This is a genomic window from Pseudomonas sp. MWU12-2020 (genome assembly GCF_023100605.1).
GTDB classification, from domain to species: Bacteria; Pseudomonadota; Gammaproteobacteria; order Pseudomonadales; family Pseudomonadaceae; genus Aquipseudomonas; species Aquipseudomonas fluorescens_H.
The window spans coordinates 308,152-324,446 of the sequence record NZ_JALMEX010000001.1; the positions used below are offsets into that span (position 1 = coordinate 308,152).

General features: G+C 61.6%; 17 protein-coding genes and 1 pseudogene. 12 read left to right on the plus strand and 6 right to left on the minus strand.

Features of this window, described 5'->3' with window-relative positions; translation table 11 throughout:
- Positions 1 to 14: 14 nt before the first annotated feature.
- Positions 15 to 2,399, minus strand: coding sequence for an RND family transporter (locus tag M0814_RS01445; protein ID WP_103484454.1), 2,385 nt, complete (start codon positions 2,397 to 2,399; stop codon positions 15 to 17).
- Positions 2,396 to 3,439 (minus strand): YCF48-related protein, encoded by a 1,044-nt coding sequence (locus tag M0814_RS01450; protein ID WP_003225711.1) that lies wholly within the window; start codon positions 3,437 to 3,439, stop codon positions 2,396 to 2,398. Before M0814_RS01450 ends, M0814_RS01445 begins: the two co-directional genes overlap by 4 nt.
- 461 nt (positions 3,440 to 3,900) lie before the next feature.
- Here M0814_RS01450 and M0814_RS01455 point away from each other — a divergent pair, with 461 nt between their 5' ends.
- From M0814_RS01455 to M0814_RS01470, 4 genes are read left to right on the plus strand one after another with little or no spacing between them, the layout of a single operon-like run.
- Positions 3,901 to 4,491: an amino acid synthesis family protein gene (locus M0814_RS01455; RefSeq protein WP_098964278.1), complete on the plus strand. Its 591-nt coding sequence runs from the start codon at positions 3,901 to 3,903 to the stop codon at positions 4,489 to 4,491.
- A gap of 31 nt (positions 4,492 to 4,522) precedes the next feature.
- Positions 4,523 to 5,356: an alpha/beta fold hydrolase gene (locus tag M0814_RS01460; RefSeq protein WP_103484453.1), complete on the plus strand. Its 834-nt coding sequence runs from the start codon at positions 4,523 to 4,525 to the stop codon at positions 5,354 to 5,356.
- Entirely contained in the window at positions 5,353 to 6,834 is a 1,482-nt protein-coding gene (locus M0814_RS01465; protein WP_103484452.1) for an aldehyde dehydrogenase, read from the plus strand. Before M0814_RS01460 ends, M0814_RS01465 begins: the two co-directional genes overlap by 4 nt.
- 12 nt (positions 6,835 to 6,846) lie before the next feature.
- Positions 6,847 to 7,332 (plus strand): flavin reductase family protein, encoded by a 486-nt coding sequence (locus tag M0814_RS01470; RefSeq protein ID WP_103484451.1) that lies wholly within the window; start codon positions 6,847 to 6,849, stop codon positions 7,330 to 7,332.
- 22 nt (positions 7,333 to 7,354) lie between these two features.
- Here M0814_RS01470 and M0814_RS01475 read toward each other — a convergent pair.
- Positions 7,355 to 7,471 (minus strand): annotated as a pseudogene (locus M0814_RS01475) (metal ABC transporter ATP-binding protein); the annotation flags it as partial.
- Between M0814_RS01475 and M0814_RS01480 the strand changes: the two are divergent.
- Genes M0814_RS01480 through M0814_RS01490 form a run of 3 tightly spaced genes read left to right on the plus strand, consistent with a single transcriptional unit; the run spans position 7,470 to position 9,235 of the window.
- Complete coding sequence (locus M0814_RS01480) at positions 7,470 to 7,859, plus strand: carboxymuconolactone decarboxylase family protein (RefSeq protein ID WP_103486563.1); 390 nt, start codon at positions 7,470 to 7,472, stop codon at positions 7,857 to 7,859. The pseudogene M0814_RS01475 and the gene M0814_RS01480 sit on opposite strands and share 2 nt — an antisense overlap.
- A gap of 58 nt (positions 7,860 to 7,917) precedes the next feature.
- Positions 7,918 to 8,670, plus strand: a complete 753-nt coding sequence (locus M0814_RS01485) for a GntR family transcriptional regulator (RefSeq protein ID WP_045122494.1) — start codon at positions 7,918 to 7,920, stop codon at positions 8,668 to 8,670.
- Between the two features lies 1 nt (position 8,671).
- The gene (locus M0814_RS01490) at positions 8,672 to 9,235 is read left to right on the plus strand and encodes an NUDIX hydrolase (protein ID WP_003225717.1); all 564 of its coding nucleotides are present in this window, start codon (positions 8,672 to 8,674) and stop codon (positions 9,233 to 9,235) included.
- 124 nt (positions 9,236 to 9,359) lie between these two features.
- Here M0814_RS01490 and M0814_RS01495 read toward each other — a convergent pair whose 3' ends face one another.
- Positions 9,360 to 9,656, minus strand: coding sequence for a DUF1330 domain-containing protein (locus tag M0814_RS01495; RefSeq protein ID WP_103486564.1), 297 nt, complete (start codon positions 9,654 to 9,656; stop codon positions 9,360 to 9,362).
- A gap of 68 nt (positions 9,657 to 9,724) precedes the next feature.
- On the opposite strand from M0814_RS01495, the gene ribBA reads away from it, so the two are divergent.
- From ribBA to M0814_RS01520, 5 genes are all read left to right on the plus strand, one after another.
- A complete protein-coding gene (gene ribBA, locus M0814_RS01500) occupies positions 9,725 to 10,834 on the plus strand; it encodes a bifunctional 3,4-dihydroxy-2-butanone-4-phosphate synthase/GTP cyclohydrolase II (protein ID WP_103486565.1) in 1,110 nt (369 codons plus the stop codon).
- 321 nt (positions 10,835 to 11,155) lie between these two features.
- Positions 11,156 to 12,181 (plus strand): ABC transporter substrate-binding protein, encoded by a 1,026-nt coding sequence (locus M0814_RS01505; RefSeq protein WP_003225720.1) that lies wholly within the window; start codon positions 11,156 to 11,158, stop codon positions 12,179 to 12,181.
- A complete protein-coding gene (locus M0814_RS01510) occupies positions 12,178 to 13,122 on the plus strand; it encodes an ABC transporter permease (RefSeq protein WP_003225721.1) in 945 nt (314 codons plus the stop codon). The genes M0814_RS01505 and M0814_RS01510 overlap by 4 nt, the downstream gene beginning before the upstream one ends.
- A 6-nt stretch (positions 13,123 to 13,128) precedes the next feature.
- The gene (locus tag M0814_RS01515) at positions 13,129 to 13,938 is read left to right on the plus strand and encodes an ABC transporter permease (protein WP_003225722.1); all 810 of its coding nucleotides are present in this window, start codon (positions 13,129 to 13,131) and stop codon (positions 13,936 to 13,938) included.
- A gap of 17 nt (positions 13,939 to 13,955) precedes the next feature.
- Positions 13,956 to 15,110 carry an ABC transporter ATP-binding protein gene (locus M0814_RS01520; RefSeq protein ID WP_103486566.1) on the plus strand — a complete coding sequence of 385 codons (1,155 nt, stop codon included), beginning with the start codon at positions 13,956 to 13,958 and terminating at the stop codon, positions 15,108 to 15,110.
- A 132-nt stretch (positions 15,111 to 15,242) separates the two neighbouring features.
- Here the strand turns inward: M0814_RS01520 and map are convergent, their stop codons facing one another.
- Together map and M0814_RS01530 are read right to left on the minus strand one after the other, a co-directional pair.
- Complete coding sequence (map, locus tag M0814_RS01525) at positions 15,243 to 16,034, minus strand: type I methionyl aminopeptidase (RefSeq protein WP_103486468.1); 792 nt, start codon at positions 16,032 to 16,034, stop codon at positions 15,243 to 15,245.
- Positions 16,031 to 16,258, minus strand: coding sequence for a ParD-like family protein (locus tag M0814_RS01530; protein WP_003225727.1), 228 nt, complete (start codon positions 16,256 to 16,258; stop codon positions 16,031 to 16,033). Before M0814_RS01530 ends, map begins: the two co-directional genes overlap by 4 nt.
- Between the last annotated feature and the right edge of the window lie 37 nt (positions 16,259 to 16,295).

Genomic DNA, 16,295 nt, shown 5'->3' on the forward strand with positions numbered 1-16,295 from the left:
TTTCGGCATTCGGATCAGTGGGAGAACAGCGAATTGCCCTTCTGCCCCGCCATTTTCTCCGGCTTGATCAGGAACTTCGCCAGGGCCGGCAGCAGCCACAGCGCACCGAACATGTTCCACAGCAACATGAAGGTCAGCATCAGGCCCATGTCGGCCTGGAACTTGATCGCCGAGAAGATCCAGGTGCACACGCCGATGGCCAGGCACAGGCCGGTGAACAGCACCGCTTTACCGGTGGATTTCAGGGTCTGGTAATAGGCTTCCTGCAACGGCAGCCCGGCGCGCAGGAAACTTTCCAGTCGGCTGTAGATGTAGATCCCGTAGTCCACGCCAATCCCCACGCCCAGCGCCACCACCGGCAGGGTCGCGACTTTGACGCCGATGCCCATGAACGCCATCAGCGCGTTGCCCAGTACCGAGGTCAGTACCAGCGGCAGGACGATGCACAGAGTCGCCGCCCATGAACGGAAGGTGATCATGCACATCACCGCGACGCAGATGTACACCAGGATCAGGATGGTCAGTTCGGCCTGTTTGATCACTTCGTTGGTGGCCGCCTCGATCCCGGCGTTACCGGCGGCGAGGATGAATTCCAGACCGTCCTTGTTGTTGGCCTTGGCGAACTCCTGCACCGCGTGTACCGCACGGTCGAGGGTTTCGGCCTTGTGGTCGTTGAGGAAGATCAATACCGGCGCCAGCGAACAGCTGTTGTTGTACAGACCGTCGGCGCGGGCGATCGAGTTGTTCAGCACATCCGGGTTGCGCGACAGGGTTTCCCATTTCAGGTTGCCCTCGTTCATGCCCTTGATCATCTGCTTGGACACGGTCACCAGCGAGATCGCCGACTGCACGCCCTCGGTGTTCTGCATCTTCCACATCAGCTCATCGATCGGCGCCATGGCTTCGTAGCGCGAGCAGCCTTCGGTGGCCGTCTTGACCATCACCACCAGCACATCGGAACTGGTGGAATAGTTGTTGATGATGAAATTGTTGTCCTTGTTGTAGCGCGAGTCCGGGCGCAGCTCCGGCGCACCTTGATCGAGGTCGCCGATTTTCAGGTTCTGGCTGTACCAGAGGCCGCCGCCGAAAGCGATCAGCGCCAGAGCGATGGAGATCGGTGCGACTTTCGGGCTGGCGAAGTTCGACAGGAAACGCCAGAACGGATGTTCGCGGTTCGCGTCCTTCTTGCTCTTGGCAATCGCGCGCTTGCTGATGCCGACATAGGAAATCGCCACCGGCAGCAGGATCAGGTTGGTGAACACGATCACCGCCACGCCGATGGAGGCGCCGATCGCCAGTTCGCGGATCACCCCGATGTCGATGATCAGCAGCGTGATGAAGCCCACGGCGTCGGCAAGAATCGCGATCATCCCCGGCAGGAACAATTGCCGGAAAGTGCGCCGCGCCGCCGTCAAGGCGTTATCGGCTTCGCTGGATTGCAGGGCGATCCCGTTGATCTTCTGCACACCGTGGGAAATGCCGATGGCGAAGATCAGGAACGGCACCAGCATCGAATAGGGATCGAGTCCGAAACCGAAGAAGTGCATCAGCCCGAGCTGCCAGACCACCGCCACCAGTGTGGTGCTCAACACCGCCACGGTACTGCGCAGGCAGTTGGTGAACCACAGCAGCAGGATCAGGGTGATGACGAAAGCGATGCCGAAGAACATCACCACCATCACCAGACCGTCGATCAGGTCACCGACCTTCTTGGCGAAACCGACGATATGAATCTTGACGTTGGGGTTCTGCGCTTCGAACTTGTTGCGGATCTTGTCCTCCAGTTCATGGGAGAACTGGCGATAGTCCAGCGCGAGCAGCTTGCCCTGATCCTGCGGATCCGGGTAGGACTCCAGCAGCGGGATGTCGACGATACTCGACTTGAAGTCGTTGGCCACCAGGCGCCCGACCTGCCCGGACTTGAGGACGTTGTTGCGCAACATGTCGAGGCTTTCCGGCGAGCCGTCGTAGCTCTGCGGGATCACTTCACCACCGGCAAAGCCTTCTTCGGTCACTTCGGTCCAGCGTACGCTCGGGCTCCACAGCGACTTGAGGCCGGAACGGTCGACGCCAGAGATGTAGAACACCTCGTCGTTGATCTGGCGCAGGGTCTCCATGTACTCCTTGGAGAAGATGTCGCCGTCGGTGGCTTCCACCGAGATCCGCACGGTGTTGCCCAGGTTCGCGAGGTCGTTGCGGTGCTCCATCATCTTCTCGATGAACGGATGCTTGAGCGGGATCATTTTTTCGAAACTGGTGGAAGGCCGAATCAGCGTGGCCTGCCAGAACAGGAAGATGCTGACCACCAGGCAGATCAGGATCACTGCCGGGCGGTTGTTGAAAATCAGACGTTCGAGGAACGTCGCCTTGTCCTGATGATGATTGCTCAAGGAAGTCATAGCCCCGCCTTCTTATTATTGATCTCGGCGCCGTTTGGCTGCGTGGTGTGCACGCCGCCCTGCCCTGTAAGAATCAGATTACCGTCGCCGGCCGCCGTCACCGAGGACAGCGAGATGCGGTCCGGGCGGTTGAACACGCTGAAGGTTTCGCCGTTATCGCTGCTGCTGATGACCGAGCCGCCGTTGCCGACGATCACGATCGAGCCGTCGGCAAGCAGGGTTGCGCCGGACAGACCGAACTCCAGCGCACCGCGCGCGGCCTTGAGTTCAACCTGCTGCCAGGTGCTGCCGAAGTCGGTGGAGCGATAGAGGTTGCCGCGCAGGCCATACGCCAGAAGAGTCTGGGGTTGTGCGGTGCCGATCACACCGAACAGCGAGCCTTGATACGGGCCCTGGAGTTTTTCCCAGGTCTGGCCCCAGTCCGGGGAACGGAACATGCTGCCCTGCTCGCCGACGATGAACAGCCCGGCGTCCTTGACGGCGGCGATGGCGTTGAGGTGGAACTGGTCCTGGTTGTCGAGGCGGTCACTGACGTCTTGCCAGTTCTTGCCGCCGTCGGTGGTTTCCAGCAGGGCGCCGTAGGCACCGACCGCCACACCGTGATTGACGTTCTGGAACCAGACGTCAAGCAGCGGCGCTTCGCGCTTGAGGTCTTCGAACTGTTTGCTCCAGGTCAGGCCGCCGTCTTCGCTGGCGAGGATCTGCGCGTCGTGGCCGACCGCCCAGCCGTGCTTGTCGTCGACGAAATACACCGCCGTCAGCAGTTGCCGGGTCGGCACCTTGGCCTGGGTCCAGGTCTTGCCCTGGTCGTCGGAATAGAGAATGTGCCCGCGATCACCCACCGCCACCAACCGGGTGCCGGCGTGGACGACATCGAGCATCAGGCTTTTTGCGGCTTTGGCCGATTCGGTGGAATACACCCCGTCGGCTGGCGCTTCAGCGGCCAGCACGGGTGCCGACAAGGCAGCACAGCCCAGCAGGGTGAGTGCTGTGGCCAGCAACGCGGTGTTGCGAAACGCCGGCGGGCGGCAACGACTCATAGACCTTCCCCTATTTATTATTGTTAGGCCATTCGGCCTTAGGGCGCCGCAAGGGTGCTCGTGGTGACTGACAGGTCACAAGCATAGCCGTGAAACCCGCAGTCCAGAGCGCCTTGGGAAGCTGGCTCATCCTATCGGGCTTTGGAAACGTCTGACAATCGGCGCCACGTTATCTTTTGTTAACCGGATGGGCCTCCTGTCGGTGGTGATTTCCACTGTGGGAGGGGGCTTGCTCCCGAAGGCGATGTGTCAGGTACCAGAGATGTCGACTGATCCACCGCTTTCGGGAGCAAGCCCCCTCCCACAGGGTGCAATGGTGTTTGTGAGATTGGGGCTGGCGGATGAATACACCGCCATTCGCCGGATGGATGCGGCAAATCTTGCGTGGGGGACTTGCACGACAGGTATTATGGTATACCATAAGACGCACAGACACTCTCAATCCCCCTACGGAGCAGCTCATGAGTTTCGAAATTCGCAAGATCGTCAGCTATGTCGAAGAAACCTTCATCGAAGGCGGCAAGGCCACTGACAAGCCGGTAACCATGGTCGGGCTGGCCGTGGTGATGAAAAACCCGTGGGTCGGCAACGGTTTCGTTGAGGATCTGAAACCGCAGATCCGCGCCAACTGCTCCGACCTCGGCGCGCTGATGGTCGAGCGCCTGGTGGGCATCATCGGCGGTGCGGAGAAGATCGAGGCTTACGGCAAGGCAGCAGTGGTCGGCGCCGACGGCGAAATCGAACACGCCTCGGCGGTGATCCACACCCTGCGCTTCGGCAATCACTACCGCGAAGCGGTCAAGGCCAAGAGCTACCTGAGCTTCACCAACAAGCGCGGCGGCCCGGGCACTTCGATTCAGATCCCGATGATGCACAAGGACGACGAAGGCCAGCGTTCGCATTACATCACTCTGGAAATGCAGATCGAAGACGCGCCGCGTGCCGACGAAATCGTGGTGGTGCTCGGGTGCGCCGACGGTGGCCGCCTGCACCCGCGCATCGGCAACCGCTACATCGATCTGGAAGAACTGGCCGCCGAAAAAGCCCAGTAATCACAATAAAAAGGCATTGCAGGAGCGCTCCATGATTCGGCTCACCGCTGAACTCACCCCGGCTGGCACCAGTTACCTGGCGACCGGCCAAGGCCAGCCCGTGGTCTTGATCCACGGCGTGGGCCTGAATAAAGAAATGTGGGGCGGCCAGATCGTTGGCCTGTCTGCCCAATACCGGGTGATCGCCTACGACATGCTCGGCCATGGCGCGAGCCCGCGCCCGGCCAGCGGCACCGGCCTGCTCGGTTATGCCGATCAGTTGCTGGAGCTGCTCGATCACCTGAATCTGCCTCAGGCAGCGGTGATCGGTTTCTCCATGGGCGGGCTGGTGGCGCGGGCGTTTGCCCTGCACTACCCGGAGCGCCTGCAAAGTTTGGTGGTGCTCAACAGCGTATTCAACCGCAGCGAAGAACAGCGTGCCGGGGTCATCGCCCGGACCGCGCAGGCGGCTGAACACGGGCCGGATGCCAACGCCGAAGCGGCGCTGTCACGCTGGTTCAGCCGTGAATATCAGGCGGCCAACCCGGCGCAGATCGCGGCCATTCGCCAGACCCTGGCCGGCAACGATCCGCAGGGTTACCTGACCACCTACGAATTGTTCGCGACCCAGGACATGTACCGCGCCGACGACCTGGGCAGTATTCAGGCGCCGACGTTGATCGCCACCGGCGAACTCGACCCCGGGTCCACCCCGGAAATGGCCGAGCAACTGGCCCGACGCATCCCCGGCGCGAAGGTTGCGGTGCTGCCCGAGCAACGGCATATGATGCCGGTAGAGTCGCCGCGCCTGGTCAACCAGACGCTGCTGGAATTTCTCGAATACGCACACTCCCGACAAAACCATATAAAGGGGATCGTTGCATGACACTCGCACGCTTCCAGATGTGCATCGGCGGAGAATGGGTCGACGCCCTCTCCGGCAAGACCTTCGAAAGCCTCAACCCGGCCAGCGCGCAAGCCTGGGCCGAACTGCCCGACGCCGATGAAGCCGATGTCGAACGCGCCGTGCAAGCGGCGCAGACGGCTTTCGACAGCCCGGCCTGGCGCGGCCTCACCGCCACCGCGCGCGGCAAACTGCTGCGGCGTCTCGGTGACCTGATCGCGGACAACAAGGAACAACTGGCGCAGCTGGAAAGCCGCGACAACGGCAAACTGATCCGCGAAACCCGTGGTCAGGTCGGTTATCTGCCGGAGTTCTTCCACTACACCGCAGGCTTGGCCGACAAGCTTGAAGGCGGCACCCTGCCGCTGGACAAGCCCGACCTGTTTGCCTACACCGTGCACGAAGCGATGGGTGTGGTCGCCGCGATCATTCCATGGAACAGCCCGCTGTACCTGACCGCGATCAAACTGGCCCCGGCCCTCGCCGCCGGCAACACCATTGTGATCAAGCCGTCCGAACACGCTTCGGCGACCATCCTTGAGCTGGCGCGTCTGGCCCTCGAAGCCGGGATTCCGCCGGGCGTGGTCAACGTCGTCACCGGTTACGGCCCGAGCACCGGCGCCGCCCTCACCCGCCATCCGCTGATCCGCAAGATCGCCTTCACCGGCGGCGCGGCCACGGCCCGGCACGTGGTGCGCAGCAGCGCCGAAAACTTCGCCAAACTGTCGCTGGAACTCGGCGGCAAGTCGCCAAACATCATCTTCGCCGACGCCGATCTGGACAGCGCGATCAACGGCGCAATCGCCGGGATTTATGCGGCCTCCGGTCAGAGTTGCGTGTCCGGCTCACGCCTGCTGGTGCAGGACGAAATCTACGACGAGTTCGTCAACCGCCTGGTCGAACGCGCCCAGCGCATCCGCATCGGCAACCCGCAGGAAGACCACAGCGAAATGGGCCCGATGGCCACTGCGCAGCAACTGGCGGTGGTCGAAGGTCTGGTGGCCGATGCCATCGCTGAAGGCGCGCGTTTGCGCACGGGCGGCAAGCGTCCGGCGGATCTGGGTGACGGCTGGTTCTACGAGCCGACGCTGTTCGAGTGCGACCGCAACTCGATGAAGATCATGCAGGAAGAAGTCTTCGGCCCGGTGGCTTCAGTGATTCGCTTTAAAGACGAGGCCGAGGCGCTGGCGATCGCCAACGACTCGCAGTTCGGCCTCGCCGCCGGCATCTGGACCCGCGACCTGGGCCGCGCCCATCGCCTGGCGCGCGACGTGCGTTCGGGGATCATCTGGGTCAATACCTACCGTGCAGTGTCGGCGATGGCGCCGATCGGCGGCTTCAAGAACAGTGGCTATGGACGCGAAAGCGGCATCGATTCGGTGCTGGCCTACACCGAACTGAAAACGGTGTGGATCAATCTCTCTCAGGCCCCGATGCCTGATCCGTTTGTGATGCGCTAGGAGTCCTGCGACATGATCGAACCCGGCATTTACAAAGACGTCATGAGCTCGTTTCCGTCCGGGGTCACGGTGGTCACCACCCTCGACCCGGAGGGCGCCATCGTCGGCATCACCGCCAGCGCCTTCAGCGCGCTGTCGATTGATCCGGCGCTGGTGCTGTTCTGCCCCAACTACGCTTCCGACACCTACCCGGTGCTGCGCGACAGCAAGAAATTCGCGATCCATTTGCTGTCCGCCGACCAGACCGCCGAGGCCTGCGCCTTTGCCGGTAAAGGCAAGGACAAGGCCAAGCACATCGAGTGGCATTTGAGCGAACTCGGTAACCCGATCCTCGCCAAGGCCACGGCGATCATCGAGTGCGAGTTGTGGCGTGAATACGACGGTGGTGATCACGCGATCATTGTCGGCGCGGTGAAGAACCTGATCCTGCCCGAGCAACCGGTGACGCCGATGATTTATCACAAGGGCAAGCTCGGGCCGTTGCCGACCCTGGCCTGATTAACACACCCAAATCCCAATGTGGGAGCGGGCTTGCTCGCGAATGCGGTGGATCATTCAACATTGATGTCGACTGACACGACGCCTTCGCGAGCAAGCCCGCTCCCACAAGGAGAACCAGGGTGACAGGAGGAATGATGAGTAACGAAAAGTACGAAAAAGGCCTGAAGATCCGCACCCAGGTGCTGGGCGAAGCCTACGTGCAGCGTTCAATAGAGAACGCCGACGACTTTACCCGCCCGTTGCAGGAAATGGTCACCGAATACTGCTGGGGCCATGTCTGGGGGCGTGAGGGTTTGTCGCTCAAGGAGCGCAGCATGATCAACCTGGCGATGATCTCGGCGCTCAACCGCCCGCACGAACTCAAGCTGCGTGTGCGCGGCGCCTTGCGTAACGGCCTGAGTCGTGAGCAAATACGCGAAATTCTGCTTCAGGTCGGTATTTATTGCGGCGTCCCGGCAGCCGTGGACAGTTTCCGGCTCGCCCGTGAAGCCTTCGCCGAAGCCGACGCCGAGGCCTCCAGTTAACCCCTCGGCTGTTTTGATGCCCGTCTGGCATGGACAGCCACAGTAAAGAGCGGACCCCATGAAACGCCAGCCACTCGACGACAGCTTCAAGGTCAATCGCAACCCCGTTACCCTGCGCGAAATCGTGCTGGATAAACTGCGTAGCGCGATCATGAATTTCCAGCTCATGCCCGGCGATCGTCTGGTGGAGCGCGATCTGTGCGATCGCCTCGGTGTCAGTCGCACATCGGTGCGCGAAGCCTTGCGTCACCTGGAGTCCGAAGGTCTGGTCGAGTTCGCCGATGCCAAAGGCCCACGGGTGGCGATCATCACCCTCGCCGATGCGGTCGACATCTACGAGCTGCGCTGCGTGCTCGAAGGCCTGATCGTCCAGTTGTTCACCCTGCGCGCCAAGGCCAAGGACATCAAGGCCCTGGAAAAAGCCCTCGACGAGAACCGCAAGGCACTCAAGGACGGCGAACTGCAACAGGTGATCGACTCGGTGCAGGGTTTCTACGACGTGCTGCTCGAAGGCTCGGGCAACCATGTCGCGGCCACTCAACTGCGCCAGTTGCAGGCACGCATCAGCTACCTGCGGGCGACTTCGGTGTCCCAGGAAAACCGTCGCGGCGCGAGTAATCAGGAAATGGAAAAAATGGTCGAGGCGATCAAGAGCGGTGATGCGCTGGCGGCGCATCAGGCCTGCGTCGATCACGTGCGCGCCGCGGCCGCCGTGGCCCTCGATTACCTCAAGCGCAAACAGGAAGAGACCGGCGCGACGCCGAACATCACCCTGCCGATCGCGCTGAAAGAACCGCGCATAGGTCACTGACATGTTCAGCCCGAGCTTTTGCCCGAAATGCGGTGGCCCTGACCTCGGTCAGCAGGTGCCGCCGGGCGATACGCACGAGCGCCTGATGTGCCGCGGCTGCGGCTACATCCACTACGTCAATCCGAAGATCATCGCCGGCTGCATCATCGAGCAGGACGGCAAATACCTTTTGTGCCAACGGGCGATCCCCCCGCGTCCGGGCACCTGGACACTGCCGGCCGGCTTCATGGAAAGCGGCGAGACCACCGAGCAGGCGGCGCTGCGTGAAGTCTGGGAAGAAAGCGGCGTGCGCGCGGAAATCGTCTCGCCGTATTCGATTTTCAGCGTGCCGAAGATCAGCGAGGTGTACATCATCTTCCGCGCCCTCGCACTGGAGATCACCGGCCAGTTCGGCCCGGAAACCCTGGACTACAAATTCTTCGCCCCTGAGGACATTCCGTGGGACAAGATTTATTACCCGGCGATCCGGCAGATCCTCGAGCGCTATATCGAGGAGCGTCAGGCCGGGGTGTATGGGATCTATATGGGCAATGATGACAGCGGGAAAATCCACTTCATCCGCTGAGGATTACCGTTTCCCCTGTGGGAGCGGGCTTGCTCGCGAAGGCGGTCAATCATTCAACATTTCTATCGACTGACACGACGCCTTCGCGAGCAAGCCCGCTCCCACAGGGGGTTTGGGGTGTTGCTTAAAGTGGAGCAATGCCCTCGACAATGACGATCTCCGCCCTCGCCCAATCCTCGCGATAACTTTTCGCCTCCTGATACGCCGCCGAGTGGTAGCACGCCAGCGCCTGCTCGTAGCTCTCGAACTCGATCACCACGCTACGCTGAGGCGTAGCCCTGCCCTCCAGCGCCTGGCTGCGCCCGCCCCTGGCCAGAAACTTGGCGCCGAATTCGGCAAACGCCTTCGGTGCGCGCTGGGTGTATTGGCTGTAGTGCTCGGCATCGTCGACATCCACGTGGGCAATCCAGTACGCCTTCATAGTGACCTCTTTGTTGATTTTGTATTATGGTATACCAATATATTTCCAACAAACCCTGAGAGTCCAGCATGGCCTTCAACAGCATCGAAGAAATCCTCGAAGATTATCGCCTCGGCAAAATGGTCCTGCTGGTCGATGACGAAGATCGGGAAAACGAAGGCGACCTGCTGCTGGCCGCCGACTGCTGCACACCCGAGGCGATCAGCTTCATGGCGCGTGAGGCGCGCGGGCTGATTTGCCTGACACTGACCGACGAACACTGCCAGCGCCTGGGCCTTGAGCAAATGGTGCCGAGCAACGGCAGCGTGTTCAGCACCGCGTTTACCGTGTCGATTGAAGCGGCAGTCGGCGTCACCACCGGCATCTCTGCAGCTGACCGCGCGCGAACTGTCGCTGCCGCGGTGGCGACAGACGCCCGCGCTGAAGACCTGGTGCAACCCGGGCACATCTTCCCGCTGCGCGCCAAGGAAGGTGGGGTGCTGACCCGCGCCGGTCACACCGAGGCCGGTTGCGACTTGGCACGCCTCGCCGGTTTCACCCCGGCCTCGGTGATCGTCGAGGTGATGAACGATGACGGCACCATGGCTCGGCGTCCGGATCTGGAAGTGTTTGCGCGCAAGCACGGGATCAGGATCGGCACCATCGCTGACCTGATCCACTACCGTCTGAGCACCGAGCACACCATTGAACGCATCGGCGAGCGTGAACTGCCGACGGTGCATGGCACGTTCCGCTTGATCACCTTTGAAGACCGCATCGAGGGCGGCGTGCACATGGCAATGGTCATGGGCGATCTGCGTCGCGAAGAGCCGACGCTGGTGCGCGTGCATGTGATCGATCCGCTGCGTGATCTGGTCGGCGCCGAATACAACGGGCCGAGCAACTGGACGCTGTGGGCGGCGCTACAACGGGTCGCGGCTGAAGGTCATGGCGTCGTGGTGGTGCTGGCCAACCATGAATCGTCCCAGGCATTGCTTGAGCGCGTACCGCAATTGACCCAGCCGCCGCGACAGTTCAGTCGTTCGCAATCGCGGATTTACTCCGAGGTCGGTACAGGGGCGCAGATTCTGCAGAATCTGGGGGTGGGCAAGCTGCGGCATCTGGGGCCGCCGCTGAAGTATGCGGGGCTGACCGGGTATGACCTGGAGGTGGTCGAGAGCATCCCCTTCACCGAATAACTCCACAGAACACCACGTTCCCCTGTGGGAGGGGGCTTGCTCCCGAAGGCGCCGTATCAGTCGACATCAATGTTGAATGACCCAACGCATTCGCGAGCAAGCCCGCTCCCACAAGGGGTTTTGCGTTTCAACCCCATTTCCTCGAACGACAAAAAATGGCTCCGCCAGATAACCGGTAAGGCAAAGTGCTTGCACAAAGCTTGGAATACCATAATATGATATTCCATAGACCGAACGACCTGAAAAACCGTCCGGCTACTGCTCCCGACAGGCGGGCAACAACGCAAGCCCGCTCAAAAACACAACAATGAGGGCGTGAAAATGGTGTTGAACAAAGCTGCAACCGCAATCCTTTTTGCGGGACTGCTGAGCGTGACCGGCCAGGCTGCAATGGCCGCCGAAAGCGTGAACTTCGTCAGCTGGGGCGGTAGCACCCAGGATGCGCAGAAACAGGCCTGGGCCGATCCGTTCAGCAAGGCCAGTGGCATCACCGTGGTGCAGGACGGCCCGACCGACTACGGCAAACTCAAAGCCATGGTCGAAAGCGGCAACGTGCAGTGGGACGTGGTCGATGTCGAAGCCGATTTCGCCCTGCGCGCCGCCGCCGAAGGCCTGCTCGAACCCCTCGACTTCAAAGTCATTCAGCGCGACAAGATCGACCCGCGTTTCGTCAGCGATTACGGCGTCGGCTCGTTCTTCTTCTCCTTCGTCCTCGGCTACAACGAAGGCAAGCTCGGCGCGGCCAAGCCGCAAGACTGGACCGCGCTGTTCGACACCAAGACCTACCCCGGCAAACGCGCCCTGTACAAATGGCCAAGCCCCGGCGTGCTCGAACTGGCGCTGCTGGCCGACGGCGTGCCGGCCGACAAGCTCTACCCGCTGGACCTTGATCGCGCCTTCAAGAAACTCGACACCATCAAGAAAGACATCGTCTGGTGGGGCGGCGGCGCGCAGTCGCAGCAACTGCTGGCCTCCGGTGAAGCGAGCATGGGCCAGTTCTGGAACGGCCGCATTCACGCCCTGCAAGAAGACGGCGCACCCGTCGGCGTGAGCTGGAAGCAGAACCTGGTCATGGCCGACATTCTGGTGATTCCAAAAGGCTCGAAAAACAAGGACGCGGCGATGAAGTTTCTGGCCAACGCCAGCAGTGCCAAAGGTCAGGCCGACTTCTCCAACCTGACCGCCTACGCCCCGGTCAACGTCGACAGCGTGGCGCGCCTGGACTCGGTGCTGGCCCCGAACCTGCCGACTGCCTACGCTAAGGATCAGATCACTCTTGATTTCGCGTACTGGGCCAAGAACGGTCAAGCCATCGCGACACGGTGGAACGAATGGCTGGTCAAATGAAAATGGCGGCCACCGCGTCCCGTCCCTCCACTGCCACCGGGAGCGCCACGAGCGCTGCCGGTCCGGCCACAGGCAAGGCGAGTGCAATGGCGCAAGCCCCGTCCCTCAGACAACGCTGGCGCGGCGCCGGCAACCTCGTCCCGGCACTGCTGTTCCTCGGCCTGTTCTTTCTCGCGCCGTTGATTGGCCTGCTGTTGCGCGGCGTGCTGGAACCGACCCCGGGCCTTGGCAACTATGAACAACTGTTCGCCAACTCGGCGTATGCACGGGTGCTGCTCAACACCTTTTCGGTGGCCGGACTGGTAACGATTTTCAGCCTGTTGCTGGGCTTTCCGCTGGCCTGGGCGATCACCCTGGTACCGCGCGGCTGGGGCCGCTGGATTCTCAACATCGTGCTGCTGTCGATGTGGACCAGCCTGCTCGCCCGCACCTATTCGTGGCTGGTGCTGCTGCAAGCCTCGGGCGTGATCAACAAGGCGCTGATGGCGCTGGGGATCATCGATCAGCCGCTGGAAATGGTGCACAACCTGACCGGCGTGGTGATCGGCATGAGCTACATCATGATCCCGTTCATCGTCCTGCCGTTGCAGGCGACCATGCAGGCCATCGACCCGATGATTCTGCAGGCCGGCTCGATCTGCGGCGCCAGTCCGTGGACCAACTTCTTCCGGGTGTTCCTGCCGCTGTGCCGGCCAGGTCTGGCGTCCGGCGGGTTGATGGTGTTCGTGATGTCGCTCGGGTACTACGTCACCCCGGCGCTGCTGGGTGGGGCGCAGAACATGATGCTGCCGGAGTTCATCATTCAGCAGGTGCAATCGTTCCTCAACTGGGGCCTGGCCAGTGCCGGCGCCGCATTGCTGATCGCGATCACCCTGGTGCTGTTCTACTTCTACCTGAAGCTTCAGCCGGAATCCCCGGTTGGCGCCAGCAACGCGAGGTAAGCCGAGATGCTCCTGACTCCCAATGCCATGAGCCGCCGGATGCGTTTCGGGCTCTACGCCACCACCGGGCTGATCGGCCTGTTCCTGCTGTTGCCGATCGTGTTCATCGTTCTGCTGTCGTTCGGTTCGTCGCAGTGGCTGGTATTTCCGCCGCCGGGCTGGACGCTGAAATGGTACGGCCAGTTCTTCTCTAACGCCGACTGGATGAACGCCGCTGCGGCCAGCCTCAAGGTTGCCGTGCTGACCACGATCTGCGCCGTGGCGCTCGGTCTGCCAACCGCGTTTGCTCTGGTGCGCGGACGCTTCCCCGGTCGGGAAATGCTCTACGGCCTGTTCACCCTGCCGATGATCGTGCCGCTGGTGATCATCGCGGTGGCGGTGTACGCGCTGTTTCTCAAGCTCGGTTACACCGGGACCCTGTTCGCCTTCGTGGTCAGCCATGTGATCGTCGCGCTGCCGTTCACCATCATCTCGATCATCAACTCGCTGAAGCTGTTCGATCAGTCGATTGAAGACGCGGCGGTGATCTGCGGCGCCTCACGCTTGCAAGCGGTGTTCAAGGTGACCTTTCCGGCGATCCGTCCGGGCATGGTCGCCGGCGCCCTCTTCGCCTTTCTGGTTTCGTGGGACGAAGTGGTGCTCAGCGTGATGATGGCCAGCCCGACCCTGCAAACCCTTCCCGTGAAAATGTGGACCACCCTGCGCCAGGACCTGACCCCGGTGATCGCCGTCGCTTCGACGCTGCTGATCGGCCTGTCGGTGTTGGTCATGGTGATCGCCGCCGCGCTGCGCCGGCGCAACGAAATCAGCGCCTGAGCGCCCAGGAGTACGACATGAGTGCCGTGATCAAAGACGCATCCCAGCAGAACGACAAACCCCTGGTCAGCCTGCGCAATCTGAACAAGCACTACGGCGACTTTGCCGCCGTCGACAACATCTCGCTGGACATCAAGGACGGCGAGTTCCTGACCTTCCTCGGCTCCAGCGGCTCGGGCAAAAGCACCACGTTGTCGATGCTCGCCGGCTTCGAAACCCCGAGCAGCGGCGAGATCCTGGTCAACGGTCAGTCGCTGGTTAACGTGCCGCCGCACAAACGCGACATCGGCATGGTGTTCCAGCGTTATTCGCTGTTCCCGCATCTGTCGGTGCGCGACAACATCGCTTTCCCGCTGGCGATTCGCAAACTCGCTGCCGCCGAACGTGACAAGCGCGTCGATGCGATGCTGAAACTGGTGCAGCTCGAACAGTTCGCCCATCGCCGCCCTTCGCAGTTGTCTGGCGGACAACAGCAACGCGTCGCCATCGCCCGGGCGCTGGTCTATGAGCCACGCATCCTGCTGATGGACGAACCGCTCGGTGCGCTGGATAAAAAACTGCGCGAAGACTTGCAGGATGAACTGCGCCAGCTGCATCGGCGCCTGGGCATCACCATCGTCTACGTCACCCACGATCAGGAAGAGGCCATGCGCCTGTCGCAGCGCATCGCGATTTTCAGTCACGGCAAGATTGTTGGTTTGGGCAGCGGTTATGACCTGTATCAGAACCCGCCGAATGCGTTTGTCGCGTCGTTCCTCGGCAACTCGAACTTCCTCAAGCTCAAGGCCCAAGGCAATGCGGCGGCGAGCTTTGAGGGGCAGTCGTTGTCGATTCGCCTGACTGCCGGCTTGCACACCGATCAGGATGTGCTGCTGATGGTGCGGCCGGAAAAAGCTGTGGCGCTGAGTGTGCAGCAGGCGAGCGATGAGCCGTTGGCCGCCGGTTGGAATGAGGTGTCGGCCAAGGTCGTGGAGGTGCTGTTTCTTGGCGAAAGCCAGACCTGCAGCGTAGTGACGTCGGGCGGTACTTCGATGACGGTCAAAGCGCTGTCGGCGGCGGGCATGCCGCTCAAGGCTGGCGAACCGGTGCGAGTGCGCTGGGCGACGGCGGACGCCTGCGTCTACACCGAATGGACCGACAGCGACCTCAACAAAGCCGCCGGCGCCCACTGAGGATCTCGGTAACCCCGCAAATCCCCTTGTGGGAGCGGGCTTGCTCGCGAAGGCGGTGTGTCAGTCACTGTTTATGTTGAATGACACACCGCCTTCGCGAGCAAGCCCGCTCCCACAGTTTTTTTGTGGCGCTTAGTTAATCGGTGCAAATCCTTCAATCTGATCCGGCCACGCCGTCAGGATTTCGAAGCCGGTCTCCGTCACCGCGACCATATGCTCCCACTGCGCCGACAGCGAGCCATCCTTGGTCAGCACCGTCCAGCCGTCCGGCATGTTCTTCACATGGCGCTTGCCGGCATTGAGCATGGGTTCGACGGTGAAGATCATCCCCGCCTTGAGCTTCATGCCCTGATTGGGAAAGCCGTAATGCAGGATCTGCGGCTCATCGTGATACACCTTGCCGATCCCGTGGCCGCAATACTCGCGCACCACGCTGAAACCTTCGCTCTCCGCCAGACTCTGGATCGCATGACCGATGTCGCCCAGCGTCGCGCCCGGACGCACCATGCGGATGCCGGCACACATCGCGTCGTAGGTGGTCTTGATCAGGTGTTGTGCTTCAGGCGTCGCCTCGCCGACCACGTACATGCGGCTGGTGTCGCCGAACCAGCCATCCTTGATTACCGCGATGTCGAGGTTGACGATGTCGCCATCCTTCAGCGGCGTGCCCGAGGGGATGCCGTGGCACACCACATCGTTGACCGAAGCGCAGACGGTTTTCGGGAAACCGTGATAACCGACGTTGGCCGGAATCGCTTTCTGCACGTTGACGATGTAGTCGTTGCACAACCGATCCAGCTCATCGGTAGTCACCCCGGCCTTGACGTGCGGCACCAGCATCGCCAGCACGTCGGCGGCCAGCTTGCCGGCAGCACGGGACTGGGCGATTTCGGCGGGGGTATTGATCTTGATCTGGTTTCTCATGCGCTGACGGCTTCCTGAGTCAGTTGATGCAGATCCAGCCCGCCGTTCTGTTCGGCGCGGATCAGCAAGCGGCAAATGGCGCTGTGGTCGAGGTTGGGGTGCAGCTCGGCGAGCATGCCGATGCGCATCCAGTGCTCGGCCTGCGCGTTGATCGAGCGGCTGAGTGCGTTGCTGGAGATGCGCAGGTTCTCGTGCATGTCTTCTGAAATCTTTACGATGCCCATATCCGATTCCGATACGAAGTGTATATGGATCGTATAT